Source organism: Caballeronia zhejiangensis (assembly GCF_022879815.1).
Lineage (GTDB): Bacteria > Pseudomonadota > Gammaproteobacteria > Burkholderiales > Burkholderiaceae > Caballeronia > Caballeronia zhejiangensis.
The window spans coordinates 463,636-487,898 of the sequence record NZ_CP084284.1; the positions used below are offsets into that span (position 1 = coordinate 463,636).

The following is a 24,263-nucleotide window of genomic DNA, read 5'->3' on the forward strand; positions in this document are numbered from 1 at the left end:
TTCAAGCCTTCCTTCAAACTTAATTGTGCATATGCACTCATCGCAGATGACGACTCCTACGACGAATATTCCTTCGGTAGCGGCGCCGGCGCTCGCGCGGCCCGCGCGCAAGATTCCCTGGATGCTGCTCGCGCTTGGCCTGGTCGGGCTCGTGCTGATCGCGGCGGCCACGTACTGGGCGCTCGTGCTGCGCTTCATTCAGACGACCGACGATGCCTACGTCGGCGGCGATGTCACCGTGCTTGCGCCGAAGGTGAACGGTTTCGTCACCGACGTGCTCGTGCAGGACAATCAGCCCGTTAAGGCGGGGCAAGTGCTGATCCGCCTCGACGCCCGCGATTACGATGCGCGCCTCGCTCAAGCCGACGCCGAATTGTCGGGCGCGCGCGCGGCGGTGGTCGAGTTGCAGGCGAAGGACGCGCTGCAGGCGGCCGTCATCAACCAGCAGCAGGCGGAAGTGCGCGCGTCGTCGGCGGAACTCACGCGCACCGGGCAGGACCGTTCCCGCTATCGCGAACTCGTGAAGGACGATGCGGTGTCGAACCAGATCGTCGAGCGCGCGGACGCGGACTACACGAAGGCGCAGGCGGCGGTGGATCGCAGCGGCGCGTCGCTCGTCGCGGCCAAGCGTCAGTTAAGCGTGATCGAAGCGCAGATCGCCGATGCGCAGGCGCGCGTCGCGACAGCGGAAGCGGCACGTCGTGTCGCGGAGCTGAACGTCGAATACACGACGATCCGCTCGCCGGTCGATGGCTATGTCGGCAATCGCACGGCGCGCGTGGGCGTGCTCGCGAACGTGGGCACATCGCTGCTGACCATCGTTCCGTCGACGGGCCTTTGGGTCGATGCGAACTTCAAGGAAGATCAGTTGAAGAAGATGCGCGCGGGCGACGAAGCCGACGTCGAACTCGACGCATCGAGCGTGCCGCTCACCGGTCACGTCGAAAGTCTCGCGCCCGCGACCGGCGCGACCTTCAGCGTGCTGCCCGCCGAGAACGCGACGGGCAACTTCACGAAGATCGTGCAGCGGGTGCCGGTTCGCATCCGCCTCGATGTGCCGAAGGGCATGGAAACGGTGCTGCGTCCGGGCTTGTCGGCGACGGTGAAGGTGCATCTCGCGAAGCAGTCGAACGGCTGAGGAGCGCGGCGATGACACACACCATTCCTTCCGATCCCGCGAGCCAGCCGATACGGCAACGCGTGTTCGCCTTCGCGCTGATGTGCCTCGGCTTCTTCATGGCGACGCTCGATATTCAGATCGTCGCGTCGTCGCTCAAGGATATCGGCGGCGGATTGTCGGCGAGCCAGGACGAGCTGTCGTGGGTGCAGACGTCGTATCTGATTGCCGAAATTCTCGTCATTCCGATGTCGGGCTGGCTCTCGAAAGTGTTCTCCACGCGCTGGCTGTTCGTCGCATCGGCAATCGGCTTCACGCTCACGAGCATGTTGTGCGGCATGGCGTGGGACATCAATTCGATGATCCTCTTTCGCGGACTGCAAGGCGCGCTCGGCGCCGCGATGATCCCGACCGTCTTCACGACCGCCTTCGTGCTGTTCCCCGGCAAGCAGCGATTGATTGCATCTACAACTATCGGCGCGCTGGCGTCGCTCGCGCCCGCAGTCGGACCGGTGATCGGCGGATGGATCACCGATCAATGGTCGTGGCACTGGCTCTTCTATCTGAACGTGGTGCCGGGTCTCGTCGTCGCGTTGCTCGTGCCGAAGTACGTGCACGTCGACGAGCCCAATGTTTCGCTGCTGAAGAAGGGCGATTACATCGGCATCGTGCTGATGTCGGGCTTTCTCGGCTGTCTGGAATACGTGCTCGAAGAAGGGCCGCGCAAGAACTGGTTCGGCGACGACGTCATCATCGTCTGTGCGTGGATTTCGGGGATCTGCGGCTTCCTGTTCCTCGTGCATGCGTTCACGGCGAAGGATCCGATCGTCGATCTGCGTGCGCTCGCGGTGCGCAACTTCGCGATCGGCAGTCTGCTTTCGTTCGTGACGGGCATCGGCATCTTCGTGTCGGTGTTTCTGACGCCCGTGTTCCTCGCGCGCGTGCGTGGCTTCGATTCGCTGCATACGGGTCTCGCGCTGCTTTCCGTCGGCTGTTTTCAACTGCTTTCCATCGGCGTGTACGGGTTCGCGTCGCGCTTCATCGACATGCGCGTGCTGCTCGCATTCGGTCTGATCTGCTTCGGCGCGGGCTGTTACTTCTATACGCCGCTGACGCACGACTGGGGCTGGCAACAGTTCCTGCTGCCGCAGGCGCTGCGCGGCATCGGCCAGCAATTCGCGGTACCGCCCATCGTGACGATGGCGCTCGGTTCGCTTCCGCCATCGCGGCTCAAATCGGCGAGCGGGCTGTTCAATCTGATGCGCAATCTCGGCGGCGCAATCGGCATCGCGGTGAGCGCGACGATGCTCAACGATCGCCTCAATCTGCATTACCTGCATCTGAACGAGAGTGTGACGATTGGCCGGCCGATCGTCGACGACATGATCGCGCGCAGTTCGGCGCATCTCGCTTCCGTCGCCGGCGATGCGTTGAACGCGTCGCAAGCGGGGCTGGCATCGCTGCACGCGCTCGTGATGCGCGAGGCGCTCGTGCTGACCTTCGCCGATTGCTTCTACGTGCTCGCGCTGTGTTTCCTCTTCGGCCTGATGACGGTGATGTTCGCCAAGCCGATCACGAGCGCGCCGCCTTCGTCCGACGCGCATTGAACCGGGCCTTATCTGGATCCTTCGATCATGAAGAAACTTCTCGTCGCAATACTTTCCGGCGTGACCGCGCTGACGCTCGCCGCGTGCGCGGTGCAGCCCGCCACGCACGCCGATCTTCCCGCGACGGTCAACGCGACCGCGCCCACGGACTGGAGCGTCGATGTGCCGAGACAGGCCGTCGATCCCGCTGCATGGTGGAATCAGTTCAACGATCCGGTGATGCATGAACTCGTCGCGTCGGTGCTGAACGATAACCTCGATGTTCAAGCCGCCGTCGAGCGCGTGAAGCAGGCGCAAGCGCTCACGACGCAACGCCGCGCGGCCTTGCTCCCGCAACTGGATGCGAACGCGGGCGGCGCGTACACGCGGCAGAACACGCCGCCGCCGCTCGGCTATGTGAAGCAGGCGGGCTTCGGCCTCGCGCTGAGCTGGACGCCGGACGTGTTCGGCGGCGAGCGGCTGGAACTGCTGGCATCGCAGGCGCAGCTCGTCGGCCGCGAACACGCCGCGGATCAGATCAGGCTCGCGCTCGCCGCGGACACGGCCGCTGCGTATGTCGACCTTCGCTGGGCGCAGGCGGAATCGAAGATCCTGCAAGACAATCTGCAGATTCGCGAACGCGCGTTGGAACTCACGCAACGACGCCTGCAATACGGTCTGTCGACTCAACTCGATGTCGCGCGTGCGCAGAATCAGTTGAGCGACCTGCAATCGCGCATCCCGCGCACGCAATCGACGATCCAGCATCAGCTGAGTCTGATCGCGGTGTATTCGGGCCGCACGCCGGAATCCATCGACAGGCTGATGCTCGCGGATGCGGGCGACGCGCCCGTGATTCCCGTTCCCGCCAGCGGCGCGCCGCAGATGTTGCCGTCCGATGCCTTGTTGCGCCGCCCCGATGTGCTCGTCGCGTATGCGACCGTTCAGCAGCGCGCGGCGGAAGTGGGCGTCGCGCGTGCCGAGCGTTATCCGAAGTTCTCGCTGCGCTTGTCGGATGGCTTGCTCGCCTCGTCGTATCTCGGCTTGCCGACGCTGACCGATAACCTCTTTTCCGCCGCGCTCAACGCGACGAGCCCGATCTTCAACGCCGGACGCATCACGGCGGAGATCGAGCAGAACGAGAGCCGGATGCGCGAGTCGGAACTGCATCTGCGTCAGACGATGCTCGAAGCGCTGAAGGATGTCGAGGATACGCGCAGCGATCTCGTCAGCACGACCGAATCGACCGCGCGTCTCACCGAAGCGCTCTCGGCATCCGGTCAATCGCTCACGCTGTCGACGCAGTTGTACAAGGGCGGCGCGGCCAGCTTTCTCGATGTGCTCGACGCGCAACAATCGTATCTGCGCGATGCCGATGCGCTGAATCAATCGAAGCGCGAACACGCGCTTGCCGCGGTGGCGCTTTATCGCTCGCTCGGCGGCGGTTGGAGCGTGACCGGCGACGACGATGCGATCAAGACCGCCAGCGATAAAACGGAGACGCCGAAATGAGTTTGATCGAAGAAACCGCCGCCGGCCTCGACGGTCTCGCGCAATTGCGCAGGTTGATCGCAAGCGGGCGCAAGCCGGGCATTCTGGTATCGCTGGATTTCGATTTCATCGAAGTGGAAGCGGGCAGGGCAGTGTTCGCGGGCGTCCCCGGCGATCACGCGTATAACCCGATCGGCACCGTGCACGGCGGCTATGCGGCGACGCTGCTCGATTCCGCGTGCGGCTGCTCGGTGCATTCATGCCTGACCGCGACGCAGGCGTACACGACGCTCGAACTGAAGGTCGCGTATCACAAGGCGCTCACGCGCGACTCGGGCGTGTTGCGCGCGGAAGGACGCGTGCTGTCGATCGGACGGCGCGCCGCGTTCGCCGAAGCGACGCTCAAGGACGCGAGCGGCAGATTGTTCGCATCGGCGACATCTACGTTGCTTGTCATGGAGCGATAAAAAGCCCGGCTTTCCATCGCAGGAAGCCGGGCCGCGAGCAACCGCAAAAGCCGCTTATTTCACGCTTTCCAGCGCCTTTCGCACCGTCGCGAAGATCTGATCGATCTGATCGTCTTCGATGATGAGCGGCGGCGAGAACGCGAGGATATCGCCGGTGTAGCGCACGAGCACGCCCGCCTCGAAGCACTTGACGAACACTTCATACGCGCGCGCGCCGGGTGCGCCTTCGCGCGGATCGAGCTCGATGCCCGCGACGAGGCCAAGATTGCGAATGTCCTTCACGAACGGCGCATCGCGCAGCGCGTGTGCGGCGCTTTCGAACTTCGCGGCCTTCGATGCCGCGCGCTCGAACAGCTTGTCGCGCTGATACAGATCGAGCGTCGCGATGGCCGCTGCGGCCGCGACCGGGTGCGCCGAATAGGTGTAGCCATGGAACAGTTCGATGGCGTTGGCCGCGCCCGCGTTGACGACCGTGTCGTGCACGTTGCGATGCGCGGCGACGGCGCCCATCGGAATGGTCGCGTTGTTGATGGCCTTGGCCATCGTGATGAGGTCGGGCGTTACGCCGAAGTATTCACTGGCCGTCGCTTTACCCAAACGTCCGAAGCCGGTGATGACTTCGTCGAAGATCAGAAGAATGCCGTACTTCGTGCAGATATCGCGCAGCTTTTGCAGATAGCCTTGCGGCGGCACGAGCACGCCGGTCGACCCGGCGAGCGGCTCGACGATCACGGCGGCGATCGTCGACGGATCGTGCAGCGCGACGATGCGCTCGAGGTCATCGGCGAGATGATCGCCCCACGCGGGCTGGCCTTTCGTGAATGCGTTGTGCGCGAGATCGTGCGTATGCGGCAGATGATCGACCGACGGCAGCAGCGCGCCCGAGAACGTCTTGCGATTCGGCGCGATGCCGCCGACCGAAATGCCGCCGAAGCCGACGCCGTGATAGCCGCGCTCACGGCCGATCAGACGCGTGCGCTGGCCTTCGCCGCGCGCGCGGTGATACGCCAGCGCGATCTTGAGCGCCGTATCGACCGACTCGGAGCCCGAGTTCGTGAAGAAGATGCGGTCGAGGCCTTCGGGCATCAGGCTCGCGACTTTGGTCGCCGCTTCGAATGCGAGCGGATGGCCCATCTGGAAGGTCGGCGCGAAATCGAGCGTCGAAAGTGCCTTTTGCACCGCATCGACGATCTCGTCGCGGCAATGGCCTGCGTTCACGCACCACAGTCCGGCCGTGCCGTCGAGCACTTCGCGGCCATCGGTCGAGCGGTAGTACATGCCCTTGGCGCTGTCGAGCATGCGCGGCGCGGCCTTGAACTGGCGATTGGCGGTGAACGGCATCCAGAACGACGAGAGGTCTTCGATCACGGGGCGAGCGGTCATCACGGGGTCTCCTGAAGAAGTACGGCCACTGTATTCCCCGGCAAAATTGCAAGGCATAGACAGTTGCTTCACTGCGCTGCCAACTGTGCTGGCAGAATGCTGCAAACTGTATTGGCCGGCGGACTTTCTCCGCGTTATTCTCGGACGCCATGATCGAACTCAAGCTGGAGCGCGGCGCGCGGCAGGCGCCGACGCTCGTCGAACAAATCGTGCGCGCGTTCTCCTCGGCGATCGAGGAGCAGACGTTGCGCGAGGGCGCGCTTCTGCCATCGGTGCGGCGTCTTGCCGAAGCCGAAAGTCTCAGCACGTTCACGGTGACGGAAGCGTATGGCAGGCTCGTGTCGATGGGCCTCGTCACGGCGCGGCGCGGATCGGGTTATCGCGTGGCAATACGCGGGCGCAGCGAGCGCGTGCGCGCCGTCGAATGGCAGCCGCCGAGCCTCACCGCGACGTGGCTTTTGTCGGACGTATTCGCCGATCATTCCGTGCCGATCAAATCGGGCTGCGGCTGGCTGCCTAACGAATGGGTCAACGAGAGCGGTCTGCAGCACGCGTTGCGCGCGGTGAGCCGCGTACCGGCGGCGCGCATCGCGGATTACGGGCATCCGTACGGCTTCGCGCCGCTGCGCGAGCGGATCGCGGAGCAGATGGACCGCCACGGCTTGCCGATCGACGCCGCATCGAACGTGCTGCTGACCGCGGGCGCGACGCAGGCGCTCGATCTCATCGTGCGCACGCTGCTGCGTCCGGGCGATGCGGTCGTCGTCGAAGATCCGGGCTACTGCAATCTGCTGCAGATTCTGCGGCTCGCGGGTTTGCAGGTGCATGGCGTGCCACGCACGGGGGCCGGTGTCGATACCGATGTGTTCGAGCGCATCGTCGTCGAGCATCGTCCGAAAGCGGTCTTTCTCAACACGACCTTGCAGAATCCGACGGGCGCGACCTTCGGCATGGCGTCGGCGTTTCGGCTGATGCAGATTGCGGAGCGGCACGGCCTGTGGGTCGTCGAGGACGATGTGAACCGCGAGCTCGCCGCGCCCGGCGCGCCCTTGCTCGCCGCCATGGAAGGGCTCAGCCGCGTGCTCTACGTCGGCGGTTTCGCGAAGACGATCACGCCCGCGTTGCGCTGCGGTTATGTCATCGCCGAGCGCGACGTATTGCGCGAACTGGCGCGCACGAAGATGGCGGTCGGGCTGACGTCATCGGAGGCGACGGAGCGCATCGTCGAGAAAGTGCTGACGGAAGGGCGCTACGCGCGGCATGTCGAATTCGTCGTGGAAAAGCTCAAGGATGCGCATGCGCTCGTCGAAGAACGCATGGATGCGCTGGGCGTTGAGTTGTTCCGGCGTCCGCGCGCGGGGCTTTTCCTGTGGGGCGCGTTGCCGATCGATCCGGCGGATGGAAGCGACGTCGCGACACGCGCATTGCAGCACGGCATATGGCTCGCGCCCGGCTCTTATTTCCGTCCGGACGATGCTCAAAGCGCATGTTTTCGATTCAACGTCCCTTATTCCGTGGACGATGCGCTTTGGACATTTCTGGAAAGAACGATAAAAGGCTTTTAAAACGGACACGACAAACTCGCATCATCGTGTCCGTTAATCGGATATTTATTGCGCCACTTGCGAAGAAGCGGAAGCCGAAACTTGCCCGCGTTGAATCTGCGCGGTGCGTTCCGTATTGCCGAAATCGCCGCGTCCTTGTGCGGCTTCTTCCGCAGCGAAGGTCTGCGCGCTGACGCCATGCTGCGAAGCCGGCGCTCCGACATCGGGACGATAATGCGGCGCCGGTCCATAACCGCTTGCAAATGCCGAGCCGGCGAAAAGAGAACTCAATGCAATAGCAAAGCCCACTACGAGTCGCTTGTTCACGAGGACGCTCCAACGAAGATATGAGGAGATGCGGTTGTCTGAAGCGACAACTGCAATCGGAGAAGCGAATCGTTGCTACGAAACGCCCCCGACATGTGAACGCAGTGTAGAAGGACTGAGCCTTTTTTTAATCGCACGAAAAGCCAATTGAGTTTTCGTCGATCTCAAACAATGGGATGACGTCAGGGTTTCATACGGAAGCATCGCCCGTTGTCGTGGATGGCGATGTTTCGGCACCGCCTTGTTCCGGCAATGCGGCTTTTGCCGCGCGTTTGCGGGGCGCGCTGCGCTTCACCGCCGGTTCCACTGCCGGTTTCGCCGCGACGGATTTCCTTGCTGCCGGCGCCGCTGCTTTCTTCTTCGCAGCAGTTTTTTTCGCCGCCGCTTTCCTCGCTACAGCCTTCGGTTTGACCGCGTTCTCCGCACTTTCCGCATCGATCAGAAACTTGCTGCGATCCTTCACGTTCGCGATCCACGCGGGCGGGCGCGCCCAGCCGCTCCACGTTTCACCCGTCTTCGGATTGCGATACTTCGCGGGCAGCTTTCCCTTCTTCGCGAGCTTGGTCATCGCTTCGTGACGGCCGGCGGGCGCGGGGTACGCGACCTGCGGCTTGCCCGCGCGTTTGGCCTTCTTGCCGTGACGGTCGATATCCGCGGTCGTGAGGCCGTGCCTTTCCATCAGCGCGCGAATATCGTCGAGTACGGCTTGCGCGCGTTTCGCGATCAGCTTCTCGGTCTGCGCCTGGAGCTTCTTCAACTTCGCCTGCATCTGCTTGAGCGTCGCCATCGTTGTCTCCTTGTTGTCGGTTATGTATGTGAGTCTAGGCGAGAGCGAAGCAAGCGGGATAACCTCGCCGCCCGCGCACGAAGTTATCCGCATTGGATGGATCGTTCGCGGGCAACGTATTCCAAATCACTCGCCGTAGATATCGAAGTCGAAGTACTTCTGTTCGATGCGCTTATACGTGCCATCCTTGATCATCGCGGCGATGGCGCCGTCGAGCTTATCCTTCAGGTCCGTATCTTCCTTGCGCAGGCCGATTGCCGTGCCCGGACCGAAGATCGCACTGTCTTCCAGCGCGCCGCCCGCGAAACCGTAGGGCTTGCCGCGCGGCGTCTCGAGAAAGCCGCGTTCGGCTTGCACCGCGTTTTGCAGCGACGCATCGAGCCGTCCGGCGAGCAGATCCTGATAAACCTGATCCTGATCCGCATAGGACACGACCTTCACGCCTTTCGCGCCCCAATGCACCTTCGCATACGTTTCCTGCATCGAGCCTTGCTCGACGCCGACAGCTTTTCCCGCGAGCGATTCCGCCGTCGGCTGGATGTTCGAATCGCGCTTGGCGACGAGGCGCGTGGGCACGTGAAAGAGCTTGCTGGAGAACGCGATCTGCTTGACGCGCGCGGGCGTCATCGACATCGTGGAGAGCACGCCGTCGAACTTGCGCGATTTGAGGCCGGGAATCATGCCGTCGAATGCATTTTCGACCCATACGCATTTCGCGTTGAGACGCCGGCATAGTTCATTGCCGACATCGATATCGAAGCCGACCAGCGTGCCGTCGGGCGCTTTCGATTCGAAAGGCGGATAACTCGCATCGACGCCGAAGCGGATAGTCGACCACTCTTTTGCATGCGCTCCGATCGATACGGCAAGCATCGAACCCAACAACACCGTTACCAGCCTCTTCACGATAGTCCCTTCTTTCTATGAGTATTCGAATGGTGGCGAATTTAACCGCCGTTGAAGATTATAGAGGCGTGCGCGCAGTGCAAAAGAAAAAGCGGCCGCGAAAAATCGCGGCCGCTCGAGGCAAAACTGATAACTTTTCCGATGCTTAACCCGCGCGTACTTCGACGCGGCGCGGACGCGCTTGCTCGCGACGCGGAATCGTGAGTCTCAGCACGCCATTGCTGAGATTCGCGTCGATCTTCGTCGTGTCGAAGTCTTCGCTCACCGTGAAGGCGCGTACGAAACGCGGCGCGCGCAGTTCGGCATGATGCACGCGCACCGTGCCCGGCACAGGCAATGATGCTTCGGCTTCGATGGTGAGGCGCGCATCGTGCACCTTCACGTCGAGCTTCTCGCGCGACACGCCGGGCAGATCGGCCCACAGCGTGATGCCATTGCTATCCTCGACGATATCGACCGCGGGTGTGACCGTTGCGCGGCGTGCATTGTCTTCGTTCTTGCGCGCAGCGTCGTTCGTGTTTTGCGCGGCGACTTGAGTGTTCTCGGTCATGATGTGCTTCCTCTTACTGAATGGTGATCGCACGCGGCTTCGATGCTTCGCGCTTGCCGATGGTGATGGACAACGTGCCGTTCTCATAGCGCGCTTCGACCTTGTCTGCGTCCGCGTTTTGCGGCAGTTCGATCACGCGGCGGAAGCTGCCGGTGAAGCGCTCTTTCGCATACGTGCGCGCGCCTTCCACCGTTGCCTGCGCCTTGCGTTCGCCGCTAATGGTGAGCGTGCCTTTATCGACGGTCACATCGAGCGATGCAGGCTCGACGCCCGGCGCGAACGCGACGATATGAATCGCATCGTCCGTGCTGCCGATGTTCAGACGCGGGAAAGCATCCGCGCGGCTCGAACGCATGCTCGAAGGAAGATTGCCGAAGAGCGAGGACATCTGCCGCTGCATGCGGTCCAGTTCAGAGAAAACGTCGCCGCTGAAATAAAAGTCACTCATGGTCCAGTCTCCGATAGTGCGGCCAGCGCGGCCTGCAACAGGAAGTTGAATCGACGACGCGGTTATCGCCGTCAGTGCATCGAAAGTAGGAGCGAAGGCTATCGTTTCAATACCGCCGCGCTATGTTTCAAGCGCAATTTTTTTTCTCCGGGCGGCTCTTGAAAGAAGCCGAAGCGCGCTTACATCCGTCCGAATGCGCTTCTTGCAGGTCGTTCTGCTACCGTCGAATACAGCGCAACTGCTGCTGTTTTTCATCTCATGAAGCCGGCATCATCATCGCGTGAAAGATCGATACGGATTCAGGCGAAGGAGCCGCTCATGGAACTCTTGAAGATGTTGCGCATCGTGCTTTGGAGCTTTTTCGGCGTGCGCAAGCGCGCTTCGCACAACGCAGACTTCGCGCAGGTCAGGTTGCCGCTATTGCCGGTCATCGCCGTGATGCTCGCGGGCGCATTCGGCCTGACGCTGCTGACGGTGGCGAAGCTCGCCACGGGTATCGCGCACTGAACGCACGAGCGCGCCGTCCCGCTCTTACAATGGCGATCGGATGATTGCCACGAGCGAGGACGGGAACGATGAAAGTATGCGTTTATGGCGCGGGCGCCATCGGCGGATGGATCGGCGTGAAGCTCGCGCAGGCGGGCTGCGATGTCAGCGTGGTCGCGCGCGGCGCGACCCTCGATGCGCTGAAGACGGAAGGGTTGCGGCTCGTCGAAAAGGACGCCACGCATGTCGTGAAGGTCGCGGCGAGCGCCGAACCCGCTGATCTCGGCGTGCAGGATCTCGTCGTGGTTGCAGTGAAGGCGCCCGCGATGGAATCCGTCGCCGCGCATATCGCGCCGCTGCTGTCGAATGAAACCCCCGTGCTGACCGCGATGAACGGCGTGCCCTGGTGGTTCTGCGACGGCCTTGGCGAACCATTCACCGGCAAACGTCTTTCGTCCGTCGATCCGCAAGGCAAGATCGCCGCGGCGATTCCGGGCACGCAGACGGTCGGTTGCGTCGTGCACGCGAGTTGCTTCGTAGAAGCGCCGGGCGTCATCCGGCATCATCAGGGCAAGGGGCTGATTCTGGGCGAGGCGACGGGCGCACCGACCGCCCGCACCGAATCGCTCGTTTCGCTCTTCTCGAAGGCGGGCTTCGACGCCACGCTCTCCGCGCAGATTCAACGCGACGTCTGGTTCAAGCTATGGGGCAACATGACGATGAACCCCATCAGCGCGATTACCGGCGCGACCACCGACCGCATTCTCAGCGACGATCTCGTGCGCGGCTTCGTCACGAACGTGATGCTCGAAGCGAAGGAAATCGGCGCGCGCTTCGGCATTCCCATCGAACAGAAGCCCGAGGATCGCCACGCCGTGACGCTCAAGCTCGGCGCGATGAAAACGTCGATGTTGCAGGACGTTCAGGCGGGCAAGGCGGTCGAGCTCGATGCGCTCGTCGCGTCCGTGCGCGAGTTGGGCGCGATGACCGGCGTGCCGACGCCGTTCACCGATGCGCTTCTCGGGCTCGCACGCCTGCATGCGCGCACGCTCGGGCTCTATCCGGCCTAAGCCGGTTCACCGCGCCACTCTGTCCGGCGAAGGCAGCACCTTCGCGCACACCCGACATCTTCAGAGGAACCCCATGGAGCAACAGGATCAGCGGGAAACCGCGAGCGAGCTCGTCGCAATGCGCGACATGCTGCGCGAGTTCGTCCGCGAGCGGGACTGGAGCCGCTTTCATTCGCCGAAGAATCTGGCTGCGGCGTTGTCGGTGGAAGCGAGCGAGTTGCTCGAACCGTTCACGTGGCTCGCCACCGGCGACAGAACCGAACTCGACGAATCGAAGCTGCAAGCCATTCGCCACGAAATGGCGGACGTGCTCGCCTATCTCGTGATGCTCGCCGACTCCCTCGACGTCGATCTGCATCGCGCGCTGATCGAGAAGATGGCGCTGAACCGGTCGAAATATCCGGCGCACAAAGTGAAGGGCGACGCGCGCAAGTACACGGAGTACGACGACTGACACCCGGACGAACGCCACTGGCGCACGATGCGCCCGCGCGGTTAAGCTTGGCGTTCAGCCCGTTCCCTTAGAGGATTGTCGATGGACTTTTCGCTTTCGCCGGAGTTGACCGATCTGCAGGCGCGCGTGCGCGCTTTCATCGCTGAAGAGATCGTGCCGTTCGAGCGCGATCCGCGTTGCACGCCGCATGGCCCGAACGAAGCGCTGCGCGCCGAGTTGATCGCGAAAGGGCGCGCGGCGAAGCTGTTGTCGAGCCACGTATCGCCCGAATTCGGCGGCCTGGGCCTGAATCACGTCGCGAAAGCCATTCTGTTCGAGGAGGCGGGCTATTCGCCGCTCGGTCCGGTCGCGCTGAACATCGCCGCGCCCGACGAAGGGAACATGCATCTGCTCGAAGCCATCGCTACGCCGCAGCAAAAGGAGCGCTGGCTGCGTCCGCTCGCGGCGGGCGAGATTCGCTCGTGTTTCTGCATGACCGAGCCGCCGCCGGGTGCGGGCGCCGATCCGGCGATGCTGCAGACCATCGCCGTGCAGGACGGCGACGACTACGTGATCGACGGACGCAAATGGTTCATCACGGGCGCGGAAGGCGCGGCGGTCGCGATCATCATGGCGAAGTTCGCCGACGGTCCCGCGACGATGTTCCTCGCCGATATGTCGAGCCCCGGCATCGTGATCGAGCGCGCGATGGATTCGCTCGATACGTGCTTTCCCGGCGGCCACGGCGTCGTGCGCTTCGAGGGCCTGCGCGTGCCGAAGGAAAACGTATTGGGCGAGCCGGGCGAAGGATTTCGCTACGCGCAGGTGCGGCTATCGCCGGCGCGTCTCACGCACTGCATGCGCTGGCTCGGCGCCGCGCGGCGCGCGCACGATGTCGCGACGGCGCATGCGCGGCAGCGTCAGGCGTTCGGCAAGGCATTGGGCGAGCACGAAGGCGTCGGCTTCATGCTCGCCGATAACGAAATGGATCTGCACGTCACGCGTCTCGCCATCTGGCATTGCGCGTGGGTGCTCGATCAGGGCGTGCTCGGCAAGCACGAATCGAGCATCGCGAAAGTGGTGTCGTCGGAGGCGCTGTGGCGGGTCGTCGACCGCTCGGTGCAGGTGCTCGGCGGGCAGGGCGTCACGCACGAAACCGTCGTCGCGCGGATTTTCGCGGACATGCGCGCGTTCCGTATCTACGACGGTCCGTCGGAAGTGCATCGATGGAGCATCGCGCGGCGCATCCTGCGCGGGCCGAAGCCGCGCGGCGAATCGGCCTGACGAATGCGCGCTTACTGCACGCGGGTTTCGCCGCGAGCCTGCCGTTGCGCGATGATGCGGCTCGCGCGCATCGCGTTGTCCGGGTAGTCCAGCCAGTCGTTCGGATCGTAGCCGACCGAGCGCCACAGCAGAAATTCCTGCCGGACCTGGTCGCGCGTTTTCGGCGCGTTCGGATCGGTGGTTTGCGCCGGCGGTTGCGCGAGCGCGGACGCGGCGCAGCACAAAGCGAGCGCGCCGAGGATGATGCGGGAAATGGATGTCATGACGAATACCTCACACCGCGTAGCACGGCGATTTCATTCTAGGTGACGGAACGAAAACGCGCAGAACACGTTGTTCGCGTTCGGCGCGTCGCGTTTCATATGTCGTGTGCTGACGAACCGCCCTATACTCGATTTCTTCGGGCGGGGCGTTCCGGCGATTCATAGAACCATAGCCTGAGCCAACGAATACACGACAAACAGGCCCAGTCATGAGCACGTCGAGCGTTGCCATCACCAGCAGTTTTCCGGAGATGGACGAACTGAAAGCGATTCGCGTCGCGGGCGGCGCGCGCTTCGCGTGGCACACGATCGGCGAAGTGCGCGCACGCGAGCATATGTTTCCGATCCTGACCGCGGCGATCGGCTCGGACGATCCGCAAGCGCCCGCCATCGGCTTTTTCGGCGGCGTGCATGGGCTCGAATGCATCGGCACGCAACTCGTCCTCGAATACATGCGCGCGCTGTTGCGACGGCTCGAATGGGACGACACGCTGCATCATCAACTGCGCGCGGTGCGGCTCATCTTCATGCCGATCGTCAATCCCGGCGGCATGTTCGCGCGCACCCGCGCGAATCCGAATGGCGTCGATCTGATGCGCAACGCGCCGCAAAGCGCCGAAGGACGCGTGCCGTTTCTCGCGGGCGGACAGCGCATCGGGCCGTGGCTGCCGTGGTATCGCGGCCCGGCCGATGGCCGCATGGAAGTGGAGAGCGCGGCGCTGCTTTCCGTTGTCGAGGAACAGTTGATGTCGCGGCCGTTGAGCTTCGCGCTCGATTGTCATTCGGGCTTCGGCTGGGACGACAGCATCTGGTTTCCCTACGCGCGCACCGAGCGGCAAATGGCGCATCTGCCGGAAATGTTTCTGCTGAAGACGATGTTCGAGGAGTCGTATCCGCATCATGGCTACGCGTTCGAGCCGCAGAGTCATCAATACCTGCTGCACGGCGATCTGTGGGATTTCGCGTATGACCGCTCGCGCGCACCCAACATCTTCCTTCCGATGACGCTCGAACTCGGCTCGTGGCGCTGGATTCGAAAGAATCCGATGCAGCTTTTCTCGCGCCTCGGCATCTTCAATCCGATCAAGGCGCACCGGACGAGGCGCGTGCTGCGGCGTCATCCGAACTTCTTCGATTTCCTCACGCGCGCGGCGTTCTCGTCGCGTCGCTGGCTGCCGAGCGGCGAATTCCGCGAGGACGTGCTGCGGCGCGCGCGCGAGCACTGGCAACGCACGGCCCTGCGATGAGCCAGTGGATCCTTCTGCGCGGCCTCACGCGTGAAGCGCGTCACTGGGGCGCGTTCGATGCGGCGCTCGCCGCGCATGGGCTCGCAGGCGCGGGCGAGCGCGCGATATGCATCGATCTGCCGGGCAATGGCGTCGAACGCGCGCATGGGGCGCCGCTTTCCGTCGTCAGGATGATGGCGTTCGTTCGCGAGCGCGCCGCCGCGCTGAACATACGCATGCCGTGCCGCGTGCTTGCGATGTCGCTCGGCGCGATGGTCGCCACTGCGTGGGCCGAACATCATCCCGGCGAGATCGAGCGGCTCGTGCTGATCAACACCAGCATGCGCCCGTTCGCGGGCGTGTCCGAACGCCTGCGTCCCAATGCGTGGCCGATGCTCGCGCGAATCGCAATGACGTGGACGCAGCCTGAGCGATGTGAAACGCTCATCCACGCGCTGACGTGCAATCGTATCGACACGCGTGACGCGGATATCGCGCACTGGGCGCATCTTCGGCGCACGCATGGCGCGAGCGCGGCGAACGCGCTGCGTCAACTCGCGGCGGCGGCGCGCTTTCGCGCGCGCGTCGATGCACCGCCATGTCCCGTATTGCTGCTATCGTCGGCGGCGGACCGGCTCGTCGATCCGATATGCTCGCTGCGCATCGCGGCGCAATGGCGTGCCTCGCACGCGGTGCATCCGTGGGCGGGCCACGATCTGCCTCACGACGATGCCAACTGGACGTGCGCAGCCATCGCCGCGTGGCTCGACGAGCGCAAGCGCACGCGTGACGTTTCAGTGACGAATGCATGACACCCATTTGTTTCAAGGTCAATATGAAACCGCCGATCATCAATCTCGATGCGCTCGAACCGCAACCGCTGCCGCCGGAATTCGCGCCGACGGGTGCCGCCGCCGAACGTTACGCGCCGCGCATTGCGCGTATCGGCGGCATGCTCGGCGCGAGGAAGCTCGGCTATAGCCTCATCGTGCTCGAAGCGGGCAAGCGCGCGTTTCCGTTTCATCATCATCGCGTGAACGAGGAGATGTTCTTCGTGGTGGAAGGCGAGGGCGAAGTCCGCATCGGCCAGGAGACGCATGCGATTCGCGCGGGCGACGTCATCGCCTGCCCGCCGGGCGATGCATCGACGGCGCATCAGATCGTCAACACGGGCGCGCAACCGTTCCGCTACCTTGCGGTCAGCACGATGCAATCGCCCGAAGTGGTCGAGTATCCGGATACGGGCCGCCAGGCCGTGCTCGTCGCCGACGAGCCGGGCGTGAAGGGCTTGCGCGCCGTGTTTCGCGCAAGCGATTCGCTGCACTACTGGGACGGCGAATAGAAATACAGCAGGCACGACGATGGCGAACACCGTCGTCGCTGCCTTCCATGCTTCGTCATGTAACCGTCACGAATTTCCCGTTAGCGCATGTAACGGACGTGCGTTTCGCGCGACGCATAGGGGAAATCTCGTGTTGCAACGCAGCATCCCATTGCGTATGCTGTTCCTGGCAGGTGGCACAGGCCGCCGCCGCACGCATTCGAGCATCGACACGAACAATCAAACGCCGGCAAGCACAGAGCGTTTCATCGGGCGGGCCGGTAAGCATTACGGTCGTCAGCCTGAGGGAGCCGCACATATGGAACTGACCACATCGTCGCAACCGACGCTGCACGTCTTTCATCAGGAAGGAGGGTGGCATTGGGGCATCACCGTCGAGCGAGCGGCGGGAGGCGGAATGAAGGTCGTCGCGTATAGCGACGAAGGCTTCGGATCCGAGGAAGAGGCACGCGAGGACGGCGAACACGTCCTGCGCTCGGAAGACTGGCGCTCGCGCCAGAGTTTCAGCCGCAGCGAGCGGCGTCAAGGGTATTCCTGATCGGGGCGGCACACGCTCGCCCCCGTTATCGTCCCACCGTTCTTTTTTCCCCTCGTTGCACCCACGCCTCGCTGCATCTTTCGCCTGCACCGGAAACGCGCGACACTGAACGCATCCGCATTCCGACAAGGCGCGTCCCATGCCGTCCGTTCCCTGTCCCTCGCACGCGACACCCGACAATCCCCGTTTCGCAATACGCCGCATGACGCCGCGCGATGTCGACGTCGCGCTCGAATGGGCCGCGACCGAAGGATGGAATCCCGGTCTCGACGACGCCCGCTCGTTCTTCGCCGCCGATCCGCACGGATTTTTCGTCGGCACGTGGGACGGCGCGCCGGTCGGCTGCATCTCGGCGGTCGCATACGGCGATGCGTTCGGTTTCATCGGCCTCTATATCGTGGTTCCGGAATGGCGCGGCAAGGGCTTCGGCATGCGCTTGTGGAACGAAGGCATGGCGTATCTCGGCGCGCGCACTATCGGGCTCGATGGCGTGCTCGCGCAGCAGCCCAACTATCGGAAATCCGGCTTCGTGCTGGCGTATCGCAACGTGCGCTATGAAGGCATCGCATCGGCGGATGAAGATCCTGCCGATGGAGCCACGATCACCGATGCGCTGAACATCCCCTTCGCGCGGCTTCTCGATTACGACACCCGCGTGTTCGCGTGCGAGCGCACCGCGTTCCTGCGAGCGTGGCTGTCGCAACCGCAGGCGCACGCGCGCGCACTCGCCGCGCTCGATGGCGACGCGGTGAGCGGCCTCGCCGTGATCCGGCGTTGCGGCGCGGGCCACAAGATCGGTCCGCTCTTCGCCGACGATCTGAGCACGGCGCGCGCGCTGTATCGTGGGCTCGTTTCCGTGCTGCCCGGCGAGACCGTGTTCCTCGACGTGCCCGAAATCAATCCTGCGGCGGTGGCGCTGGCGGTCGAACACGACATGACGAGCGTCTTCGAAACGGCGCGCATGTACACGCGTGCGGCCCCGGACGTGCCGCTCGCGCGTGTCTTCGGTGTAACGACCTTCGAGCTCGGCTGAGAACGCCAAAGACCGGTCAGGCCGGCGGCGTGCCGTCGTGAAAGAAGGTCTTAAGTTGCGAGCGCAGTTCGGGCGAATCCGTGTGCTGATGGACGGCGACGGCATGCTGCACGGCCGCTTCCATCAACTCGTCCTCGCTGTCGGCGGACAGGACGACGCTGCATTTCACGTCGCTCGGGCACTCGCGACAATCGATGTACTTGCGTGTCATGGCATCCTCCTCGCATGAGACGCTGAATCCAGTATAGGCGGCGCGCCGCGTCACGGTGACGAGGTTTGCGCGCGCGCGCACACTCCGGTAACGTGTGACGTCTGTGCCACGCGCGAGCCCGCTCATGAGCCACGATCATCCGCACCATCACGACCACGACCACGATCACGATCACGCCGGCAGTGAATTGCCGGAGATGGACCTGCGCGTGCGCGCGCTCGAATCGCTGCTGGTCGAAAAAGGGTATATCGATCCGCGAGCGCTAGACGTCTTCATCGAAACCTACGAGCACAAGGTCGGGCCGCGCAATGGCGCGCGCGTCGTCGCGAAGGCGTGGAGCGATCCCGCGTTTCGCACATGGCTTTTGGACGATGCCACCGCCGCCATCGCCTCGCTCGGTTTCACCGGCCGGCAAGGCGAGCACATGGTCGCGCTCGAGAACACGGAGGACGTACATAACATGGTCGTCTGCACGCTGTGCTCGTGCTACCCGTGGTCGGTGCTCGGGCTGCCGCCGGTCTGGTACAAGTCGGCGCCGTATCGCTCGCGTGCGGTGATCGATCCGCGCGGCGTGCTGCGGGATTTCGGCGTCGAATTGCCGGAACAGGTCGAGTTGCGCGTATGGGATTCGACCGCCGAAGTGCGCTATCTCGTCGTGCCGATGCGTCCCGCCGACACCGATCATCTCGACGAAGACGCGCTCGCCGATCTCGTCACACGCGATTCGATGATCGGCACGGGCGTCGCGCTCGCGCCGTCGCAGGCAACGGGAGCATCGGCATGAACGCGGCGCACGACATGGGCGGCATGCAGGCGTTCGGCCCCATCGAAATCGATGCCTGCGACGCGCCGGGCGCATCGCCGTTTCACGCGGAATGGGAGCGCCGCGTGCTGGCCGTCACGCTCGCGATGGGCGCGACGGGCCAATGGAACATCGACACGTCCCGTGCCGCGCGCGAAAGCCTGCCGCCCGCGCAGTATCTCGGCAGCAGCTATTACGAAATCTGGTTCGAAGGCTTGAAGAAACTCTTGACGGCGAAGGGACTCGCGAGCGCCGATGAGATCGCGAGCGGCCGTTCGCAATCCGCCGCGAAGCCGAACGTGCGCGTGCTGAAAGCGGAGGACGTAAGCGCCGCCCTGTTGCGCGGTGCGCCGGTCGATCGTCCGGCTGCGTCGGCGGCGCGCTTTTCCATCGGTGATGAAGTCCGCACGAAACTGATGAATCCGCCGACGCACACGCGTCTGCCGCGCTATTGCCGCGGCAAGCTCGGGCGCGTCGTCGCGGTGCGCGGCACGCACGTCTTTCCCGATGAAAACGCGCTCGGTCACGGCGAGCATCCGCAATGGCTCTACACCGTGCGTTTCGAGGCGAAAGACTTGTGGGGCGCGGACACGACCGCGTCGTCGGTGTGTGTCGATTGCTGGGAGCCGTATCTCGAATGACCTCGACCGACGCTGAATCGAAGCTGAAAGAACTGCGCGCCGCGTTGCCCGAACTGCCTTTCGACGGCGACGGTCCCGTGTTTCGCGCGCCGTGGGAAGCGCAGGCGTTCGCGATGGCGCTCGCGTTGCACGAGCGCGGCGTGTTCACCTGGAAGGAGTGGGCGCACGCGTTGAGCATCGCGATCGAGGACGCGCAGGCGGCGGGCGATCCCGATCACGGCGACACGTATTACGCGCATTGGCTCAGCGCGCTCGAACGCCTCACTGCCGAAAAGGGATGCGTGAGCGACGCGATGCTTGCGCAGCGGCGCGACGAATGGCACGAGGCCGCGCGCGCCACGCCGCATGGCCAGCCGATCGTGCTTACGCGCGCATTGCCCGCCGCGACGCTCGATGCGTATCGCGCGGCGATCTATCGGATCGAAGCGCAGCCGGACATCGACATGAAGATCGGCGTCGGGAATCGCGATGTCGTTGCCTTGCTCGAAAAGCATGGCGTCGCAAGCGCGGTGTTCGTCACGGCGTTCAATCCGTTCGGTCATGTGCTCACGCCGCAAGAAAATGCGCTGCGCCAGCGGGCGCTGATCGAACGCGTCGGACAGATGGGATTGCAGGCGCTGCCGGGCGCGGGCGTCGATCCGCAGCATGTCTGGGTGGCCGAAGCGAGCCTCTTCGCGCTCGGCGCGACCCGCGACACCGCCGATACGCTGATGACGCAATTCGCGCAGAACGCCGTCGTGTATGTCGACCGCGCGGGCGTGCCGGAATTGCTGCTGCATCCGGATCATCGCTGAAACTAACCAACAGGAGAAACCCATGCCGCTCGTTCGCATCGATCTGCAGAAAGGCAAGGACAGCGCGTATCGCACGACTATCGGCGATGTCGTGTACGACGCGATGCGCTCGACACTCGACGTACCCGAGAACGATCGCTTTCAGATCGTCGCGGAGCACGGCGCGACGGACTTCATCGTCGATCGCACGTATCTCGGCATCAGCCGCACGGACGATTGCGTCGTGATCCAGGTCACGCTCAACGAAGGCCGCGACCTCGCGAAAAAGAGCGCGTTCTACAAGGCGGTCGCCGATGGCTTGCACGAACGTCTCAAGCTGCGGCGCGAGGATGTTTTCATCAGCCTCGTCGAAGTGAAGAAGGAGAACTGGTCCTTCGGCAACGGCGAGGCGCAGTACGCTCCCAAATGACCGAAGCAACGATTCCCTTCGATGTCCGCCCGATGCCGCTTCCCGATCACGCGCCCGGTGACGTGCGCGTGTGGCTGCTTCATATCGATTTTTCGATGCCGCTCGACAGCGCCGCCTACGCCGTGATGAACGCGGATGAACGCGCGCGCGCCGCGCGTTTTCTGCGCCACGCGGATGGCGCGCTTTTTGGCGCGGTGCGTTGCGCGCTGCGGCATCTGCTCGCGGCCGAAACGGGCGACGATCCCGCGCGTCTCGCGTTCGATGCCGTCGATCGCGGCAGGCCGTTTCTCGTTCACCGGAACGCGCCGGATTTCAACGTGTCGCATTCGGGCGGCTATGGCTTGATCGCGATGTCGCGAGAAAGGCGCGTGGGCGCCGATATCGAGGAAGCGCGCGCGACGTTCGATTGGCGCGATCTCGCGCCCGCGGTGCTCGGGGATATCGACCGGCGCGAAATCGAAGCCTTGCCCGACGATGCCGCCCGAAACCGCGCGTTCTTCGACTGCTGGACGGCGAAAGAGGCGGTGCTGAAGGCGCACGGCGATGGCATCGGCAGCACGGATGTCGCGATGCACGGCTTTTCGGTTCTTCCGCGCAGGGACGTTCGCTATGCGGTGACGCGCGGCGCGGGCGCGTTCGACGCTATTTCGCTCACCGCGCCCGACGGATACGCTGCCGCGCTAGCCTGGTCCTATTGATGCGCCGCAGCGACGCTCACGCCACTTTCGTGCGGAGCAAATCCCGATGCGTGAGATACAGCCGCAAGTCGAATTCGATCTGATGGTAGCCGGGCTGCATCAACTCGCACAGGCGATAGAAGGCCTTGTTGTGATCGCTTTCCTTCAGATGCGCGAGTTCATGCACGACGATCATCCGAAGAAACTCGGGCGCGGTGTCCCTGAAAAGCGACGCAATGCGGATTTCCTTCTTCGCCTTGAGCTTCGCGCCCTGCACGCGCGAGATGGCGGTGTGCAGGCCGAGCGCGTGACGCAGCACGTCGAGCTTGCTGTCGTAGAAGACTTTGTCGATTGCAGGCGCGACGCGCAGAAATTCCTGCTTCAGATCTGAGCAATATTCATAAAGCGCGCGATCGGACTGTACGGCGTGCCTGTTCGGATAGCGCGCGTCGAGATACGAACCCAGTTGTTGCTGGGCGATCAGTCGGCGAACCTTGTCCTGCAGCACGTTCGGGTAGGCGCTCAGGTATTTCAGGTGTTGCATGACGGCCAAATTCGATAAAAATGCCTGCGTGCGCAGGCGGGCGTGGGACGCATCGGGCAGCGTCCGCAGCGTGATTTGCGCAGCGATTCAGCAATCATTTTAGTCAACGCCGCGCGGCCTCGCCGACGCCGTTCGCACAAGCGTGTTTCGACGCACGCAATTGCGTAAGTTTATGTTTCAGGCCGGTTTCGACCCCAGCGACCGTGCGAACATGCGCCCTCTTCGGGCAAGGGCGACAAAGGCGGTTTCTTCATGGCATCGAGCAAGGCTCATCATGCGACGGGATGGGCGGCAGGCATCATCGCGGCGGCGATCGTGACGCATCCGGCCACGGCGGGCGGCGCGAACATGCTCGCGGGCGTTTTCGCGCTGCTCGCGGGCGTCGCCGGGGCGACCGCGCCGGACTGGCTCGAAGTCGCGTGGTGGACGCGCGCGCGCAAGCTCTGGATCACGCATCGCACGCTCACGCACTGGGGCATCGGCTGGGTTGCGCTGCTCGCGCTTTCGTATCACTTTCTCGGCCGGCATCCGGCGGCGCCCGTCGCGTTCGGCTTCGCGTGCGGCGGGCTCATGCATCTCTTCGCGGACTGGCCGAACCCGCTCGGCGTGCCTTGGATCGCCGCGCGCCATTCGCTCAATCTATGGACGAGCGGCCATTGCGATCTGATCATCGTCGCGGCTGCGTGGGCTGCAGCGCTTTTCGTCGTCGACGATGTCTGGTTTCATCATGTCTATGGCCGCATGCTGCTGAACGCACTACATATCTAGCACGACATCGCGAGGAGTCACGTTCTCATGCAACCGAATCCCATGCGCAACCGCTTCGCTTACTTCCTTGCCGCCTTTCTCGCGATGCTCGCGCTCGGCGGCTGCGCGGGCTTCTTCAATCGCGACGCGATGCGCGTGAGCGTCGCGGGCATCGAGCCGCTCGAAGGGCAAGGGCTGGAGATGCGTTTCGCCGTGAAGCTGCGCATTCAGAACCCGAACGACGCGCCGATCGACTTCGATGGCGTCGCGCTCGATCTCGATCTCAACGGCCGCGCATTCGCGAGCGGCGTCAGCGATCAGCGCGGAACGGTGCCGCGTTTCGGCGAAACGGTGCTGTCCGTGCCGGTGACGGTATCGGCATTCTCGATGGCGCGCCAGGCGTTCGGCTTCGCGAGCGGCGACACCGTCAGCAAGGTGTCGTATGCGGTGCGCGGCAAACTCGCGGGCGGCGCGTTCGGCGGCGCGCGCTTCGCCGACAGCGGTTACGTCGATCTGCCGGGCATGGGCGCGCCCGGCTACTAGGGCGCGGACGGCTCCCACGGATCGTAAGGCACGACGCGATCCGCCTCGTTGGCGTCGTTGCGGGCGATCACGGCGCGCGCTGCTTGCGTCGCGCTCAGATTGACCGGCTGATGCGGCACGCCCGGCGGAATGAATACGAAGTCGCCCGGCTCGTTGATGACCGATTCCGCCAGTCCCGGCCCATAGCGCGTCTCGATGCGTCCTTCGAGTATGTAGATGCCGGTCTCGTAGCCAACGTGGATGTGCGGCTCGCCGCGTCCGCCCGGCGGCACGACGACGATATGCATCGCGAGTCCGCGCGTGCCCGCCGTCTTCGCCGACAGCCCGATGAAATACGGCAGATGCTGAACCGTCGCGAGTTGCTCTTTCGGACGCACCGTGACGACCGTCTGCTGCGCTGTCTCTTCAGTGAAATCCTGCATGGCGATGCCTCCGTGAGCCGCTCTTCAGCTATCGACAATAGTCGAAAGCCGATGTCGCGCAAAGGTCATGCGATGCGGCTAACGTAGCCGGAATGCGCGCACCGTCTTTGTGCAACCGCACATGCCCGACCCGCGAGCGATGCGCCGGGGCGGCGCATAATCTCCTTGATTCGAAGCGCGAGCCGCAATCGC

General features: G+C 63.8%; 31 protein-coding genes. 21 read left to right on the forward strand and 10 right to left on the reverse strand.

Translation table 11 applies throughout. The features are described 5' to 3' along the window. Positions 1–46 precede the first annotated feature (46 nt). Genes LDZ23_RS16640 through LDZ23_RS16655 form a run of 4 tightly spaced genes read left to right on the forward strand, consistent with a single transcriptional unit; the run spans position 47 to position 4,661 of the window. Positions 47–1,138, forward strand: a complete 1,092-nt coding sequence (locus tag LDZ23_RS16640; protein ID WP_008353695.1) for an HlyD family secretion protein — start codon at positions 47–49, stop codon at positions 1,136–1,138. An 11-nt stretch (positions 1,139–1,149) separates the two neighbouring features. Next, positions 1,150–2,724, forward strand: coding sequence for a DHA2 family efflux MFS transporter permease subunit (locus tag LDZ23_RS16645; RefSeq protein ID WP_034471854.1), 1,575 nt, complete (start codon positions 1,150–1,152; stop codon positions 2,722–2,724). Positions 2,725–2,751: 27 nt separating this feature from the next. Further along, complete coding sequence (locus LDZ23_RS16650; RefSeq protein ID WP_008353693.1) at positions 2,752–4,215, forward strand: efflux transporter outer membrane subunit; 1,464 nt, start codon at positions 2,752–2,754, stop codon at positions 4,213–4,215. Then, on the forward strand, positions 4,212–4,661 hold the full coding sequence (locus LDZ23_RS16655; RefSeq protein ID WP_008353692.1) for a PaaI family thioesterase: 450 nt from the start codon (positions 4,212–4,214) through the stop codon (positions 4,659–4,661). The genes LDZ23_RS16650 and LDZ23_RS16655 overlap by 4 nt, the downstream gene beginning before the upstream one ends. Before the next feature lie 54 nt (positions 4,662–4,715). Here LDZ23_RS16655 and aptA read toward each other — a convergent pair whose 3' ends face one another. After that, complete coding sequence (gene aptA / locus LDZ23_RS16660) at positions 4,716–6,044, reverse strand: omega-aminotransferase AptA (protein WP_008353690.1); 1,329 nt, start codon at positions 6,042–6,044, stop codon at positions 4,716–4,718. 149 nt (positions 6,045–6,193) lie between these two features. Between aptA and LDZ23_RS16665 the strand changes: the two genes are divergently transcribed. Further along, on the forward strand, positions 6,194–7,609 hold the full coding sequence (locus tag LDZ23_RS16665) for an aminotransferase-like domain-containing protein (protein ID WP_008353688.1): 1,416 nt from the start codon (positions 6,194–6,196) through the stop codon (positions 7,607–7,609). Positions 7,610–7,654: 45 nt separating this feature from the next. Here the strand turns inward: LDZ23_RS16665 and LDZ23_RS16670 are convergent, their stop codons facing one another. The 5 genes from LDZ23_RS16670 to LDZ23_RS16690 form a co-directional block, all read right to left on the reverse strand. Next, the gene (locus tag LDZ23_RS16670; protein WP_008353687.1) at positions 7,655–7,915 is read right to left on the reverse strand and encodes a hypothetical protein; all 261 of its coding nucleotides are present in this window, start codon (positions 7,913–7,915) and stop codon (positions 7,655–7,657) included. Positions 7,916–8,105: 190 nt separating this feature from the next. Further along, positions 8,106–8,702: an H-NS histone family protein gene (locus tag LDZ23_RS16675; protein ID WP_008353686.1), complete on the reverse strand. Its 597-nt coding sequence runs from the start codon at positions 8,700–8,702 to the stop codon at positions 8,106–8,108. 126 nt (positions 8,703–8,828) lie between these two features. Next, positions 8,829–9,575 (reverse strand): ABC transporter substrate-binding protein, encoded by a 747-nt coding sequence (locus tag LDZ23_RS16680; protein ID WP_284502730.1) that lies wholly within the window; start codon positions 9,573–9,575, stop codon positions 8,829–8,831. A 178-nt stretch (positions 9,576–9,753) separates the two neighbouring features. Then, the gene (locus tag LDZ23_RS16685) at positions 9,754–10,158 is read right to left on the reverse strand and encodes an Hsp20/alpha crystallin family protein (RefSeq protein WP_008353684.1); all 405 of its coding nucleotides are present in this window, start codon (positions 10,156–10,158) and stop codon (positions 9,754–9,756) included. A 13-nt stretch (positions 10,159–10,171) separates the two neighbouring features. Continuing rightward, positions 10,172–10,606, reverse strand: coding sequence for an Hsp20/alpha crystallin family protein (locus LDZ23_RS16690; RefSeq protein ID WP_008353683.1), 435 nt, complete (start codon positions 10,604–10,606; stop codon positions 10,172–10,174). A 318-nt stretch (positions 10,607–10,924) separates the two neighbouring features. On the opposite strand from LDZ23_RS16690, the gene LDZ23_RS16695 reads away from it, so the two are divergent. The 4 genes from LDZ23_RS16695 (at position 10,925) to LDZ23_RS16710 (ending at position 13,879) form a co-directional block, all read left to right on the forward strand. Beyond that, positions 10,925–11,113, forward strand: a complete 189-nt coding sequence (locus LDZ23_RS16695) for a DUF2970 domain-containing protein (protein ID WP_008353682.1) — start codon at positions 10,925–10,927, stop codon at positions 11,111–11,113. A 68-nt stretch (positions 11,114–11,181) separates the two neighbouring features. Then, complete coding sequence (locus LDZ23_RS16700; RefSeq protein WP_008353681.1) at positions 11,182–12,162, forward strand: 2-dehydropantoate 2-reductase; 981 nt, start codon at positions 11,182–11,184, stop codon at positions 12,160–12,162. Positions 12,163–12,235: 73 nt separating this feature from the next. Further along, entirely contained in the window at positions 12,236–12,616 is a 381-nt protein-coding gene (locus tag LDZ23_RS16705; RefSeq protein ID WP_008353680.1) for a nucleotide pyrophosphohydrolase, read from the forward strand. Positions 12,617–12,697: 81 nt separating this feature from the next. Beyond that, positions 12,698–13,879, forward strand: a complete 1,182-nt coding sequence (locus tag LDZ23_RS16710) for an acyl-CoA dehydrogenase family protein (protein ID WP_008353679.1) — start codon at positions 12,698–12,700, stop codon at positions 13,877–13,879. A gap of 11 nt (positions 13,880–13,890) precedes the next feature. Here the strand turns inward: LDZ23_RS16710 and LDZ23_RS16715 are convergent, their stop codons facing one another. Continuing rightward, positions 13,891–14,142: a DUF4148 domain-containing protein gene (locus tag LDZ23_RS16715; protein ID WP_033537146.1), complete on the reverse strand. Its 252-nt coding sequence runs from the start codon at positions 14,140–14,142 to the stop codon at positions 13,891–13,893. Positions 14,143–14,351: 209 nt separating this feature from the next. On the opposite strand from LDZ23_RS16715, the gene LDZ23_RS16720 reads away from it, so the two are divergent. The 5 genes from LDZ23_RS16720 to LDZ23_RS16740 all read left to right on the forward strand — a co-directional run bounded on the left by LDZ23_RS16720 (position 14,352) and on the right by LDZ23_RS16740 (position 18,281). Then, a complete protein-coding gene (locus LDZ23_RS16720) occupies positions 14,352–15,389 on the forward strand; it encodes a M14 family zinc carboxypeptidase (protein ID WP_033537145.1) in 1,038 nt (345 codons plus the stop codon). Next, positions 15,386–16,180, forward strand: coding sequence for an alpha/beta fold hydrolase (locus LDZ23_RS16725; protein ID WP_008353673.1), 795 nt, complete (start codon positions 15,386–15,388; stop codon positions 16,178–16,180). Before LDZ23_RS16720 ends, LDZ23_RS16725 begins: the two co-directional genes overlap by 4 nt. 23 nt (positions 16,181–16,203) lie before the next feature. Next, the gene (locus tag LDZ23_RS16730; protein WP_244808193.1) at positions 16,204–16,710 is read left to right on the forward strand and encodes a cupin domain-containing protein; all 507 of its coding nucleotides are present in this window, start codon (positions 16,204–16,206) and stop codon (positions 16,708–16,710) included. Positions 16,711–17,008: 298 nt separating this feature from the next. Further along, positions 17,009–17,248: a hypothetical protein gene (locus tag LDZ23_RS16735; protein ID WP_008353671.1), complete on the forward strand. Its 240-nt coding sequence runs from the start codon at positions 17,009–17,011 to the stop codon at positions 17,246–17,248. 139 nt (positions 17,249–17,387) lie between these two features. Then, complete coding sequence (locus LDZ23_RS16740; protein WP_051079073.1) at positions 17,388–18,281, forward strand: GNAT family N-acetyltransferase; 894 nt, start codon at positions 17,388–17,390, stop codon at positions 18,279–18,281. Positions 18,282–18,297: 16 nt separating this feature from the next. Here the strand turns inward: LDZ23_RS16740 and LDZ23_RS16745 are convergent, their stop codons facing one another. Continuing rightward, a complete protein-coding gene (locus LDZ23_RS16745; protein WP_008353669.1) occupies positions 18,298–18,492 on the reverse strand; it encodes a DUF1059 domain-containing protein in 195 nt (64 codons plus the stop codon). Between the two features lie 124 nt (positions 18,493–18,616). Between LDZ23_RS16745 and nthA the strand changes: the two genes are divergently transcribed. From nthA to LDZ23_RS16770, 5 genes are read left to right on the forward strand one after another with little or no spacing between them, the layout of a single operon-like run. After that, positions 18,617–19,276 (forward strand): nitrile hydratase subunit alpha, encoded by a 660-nt coding sequence (gene nthA, locus LDZ23_RS16750; protein ID WP_008353668.1) that lies wholly within the window; start codon positions 18,617–18,619, stop codon positions 19,274–19,276. Beyond that, positions 19,273–19,935 carry a nitrile hydratase subunit beta gene (nthB, locus tag LDZ23_RS16755; RefSeq protein ID WP_008353667.1) on the forward strand — a complete coding sequence of 221 codons (663 nt, stop codon included), beginning with the start codon at positions 19,273–19,275 and terminating at the stop codon, positions 19,933–19,935. The genes nthA and nthB overlap by 4 nt, the downstream gene beginning before the upstream one ends. Then, positions 19,932–20,729 carry a nitrile hydratase accessory protein gene (locus tag LDZ23_RS16760; protein WP_008353666.1) on the forward strand — a complete coding sequence of 266 codons (798 nt, stop codon included), beginning with the start codon at positions 19,932–19,934 and terminating at the stop codon, positions 20,727–20,729. Before nthB ends, LDZ23_RS16760 begins: the two co-directional genes overlap by 4 nt. 22 nt (positions 20,730–20,751) lie before the next feature. After that, a complete protein-coding gene (locus tag LDZ23_RS16765; protein WP_008353665.1) occupies positions 20,752–21,138 on the forward strand; it encodes a tautomerase family protein in 387 nt (128 codons plus the stop codon). Then, positions 21,135–21,836, forward strand: coding sequence for a 4'-phosphopantetheinyl transferase family protein (locus LDZ23_RS16770; RefSeq protein ID WP_244808194.1), 702 nt, complete (start codon positions 21,135–21,137; stop codon positions 21,834–21,836). The genes LDZ23_RS16765 and LDZ23_RS16770 overlap by 4 nt, the downstream gene beginning before the upstream one ends. A 16-nt stretch (positions 21,837–21,852) precedes the next feature. Here the strand turns inward: LDZ23_RS16770 and LDZ23_RS16775 are convergent, their stop codons facing one another. Continuing rightward, positions 21,853–22,359, reverse strand: coding sequence for a M48 metallopeptidase family protein (locus LDZ23_RS16775; protein WP_008353662.1), 507 nt, complete (start codon positions 22,357–22,359; stop codon positions 21,853–21,855). 252 nt (positions 22,360–22,611) lie between these two features. On the opposite strand from LDZ23_RS16775, the gene LDZ23_RS16780 reads away from it, so the two are divergent. Together LDZ23_RS16780 and LDZ23_RS16785 are read left to right on the forward strand one after the other, a co-directional pair. Beyond that, complete coding sequence (locus LDZ23_RS16780) at positions 22,612–23,127, forward strand: metal-dependent hydrolase (protein WP_008353661.1); 516 nt, start codon at positions 22,612–22,614, stop codon at positions 23,125–23,127. Between the two features lie 27 nt (positions 23,128–23,154). Continuing rightward, the gene (locus LDZ23_RS16785) at positions 23,155–23,649 is read left to right on the forward strand and encodes an LEA/WHy family protein (protein ID WP_008353660.1); all 495 of its coding nucleotides are present in this window, start codon (positions 23,155–23,157) and stop codon (positions 23,647–23,649) included. Here the strand turns inward: LDZ23_RS16785 and LDZ23_RS16790 are convergent. After that, positions 23,646–24,071 (reverse strand): cupin domain-containing protein, encoded by a 426-nt coding sequence (locus LDZ23_RS16790; RefSeq protein WP_008353659.1) that lies wholly within the window; start codon positions 24,069–24,071, stop codon positions 23,646–23,648. The genes LDZ23_RS16785 and LDZ23_RS16790 overlap by 4 nt on opposite strands. Positions 24,072–24,263: the final 192 nt, after the last annotated feature.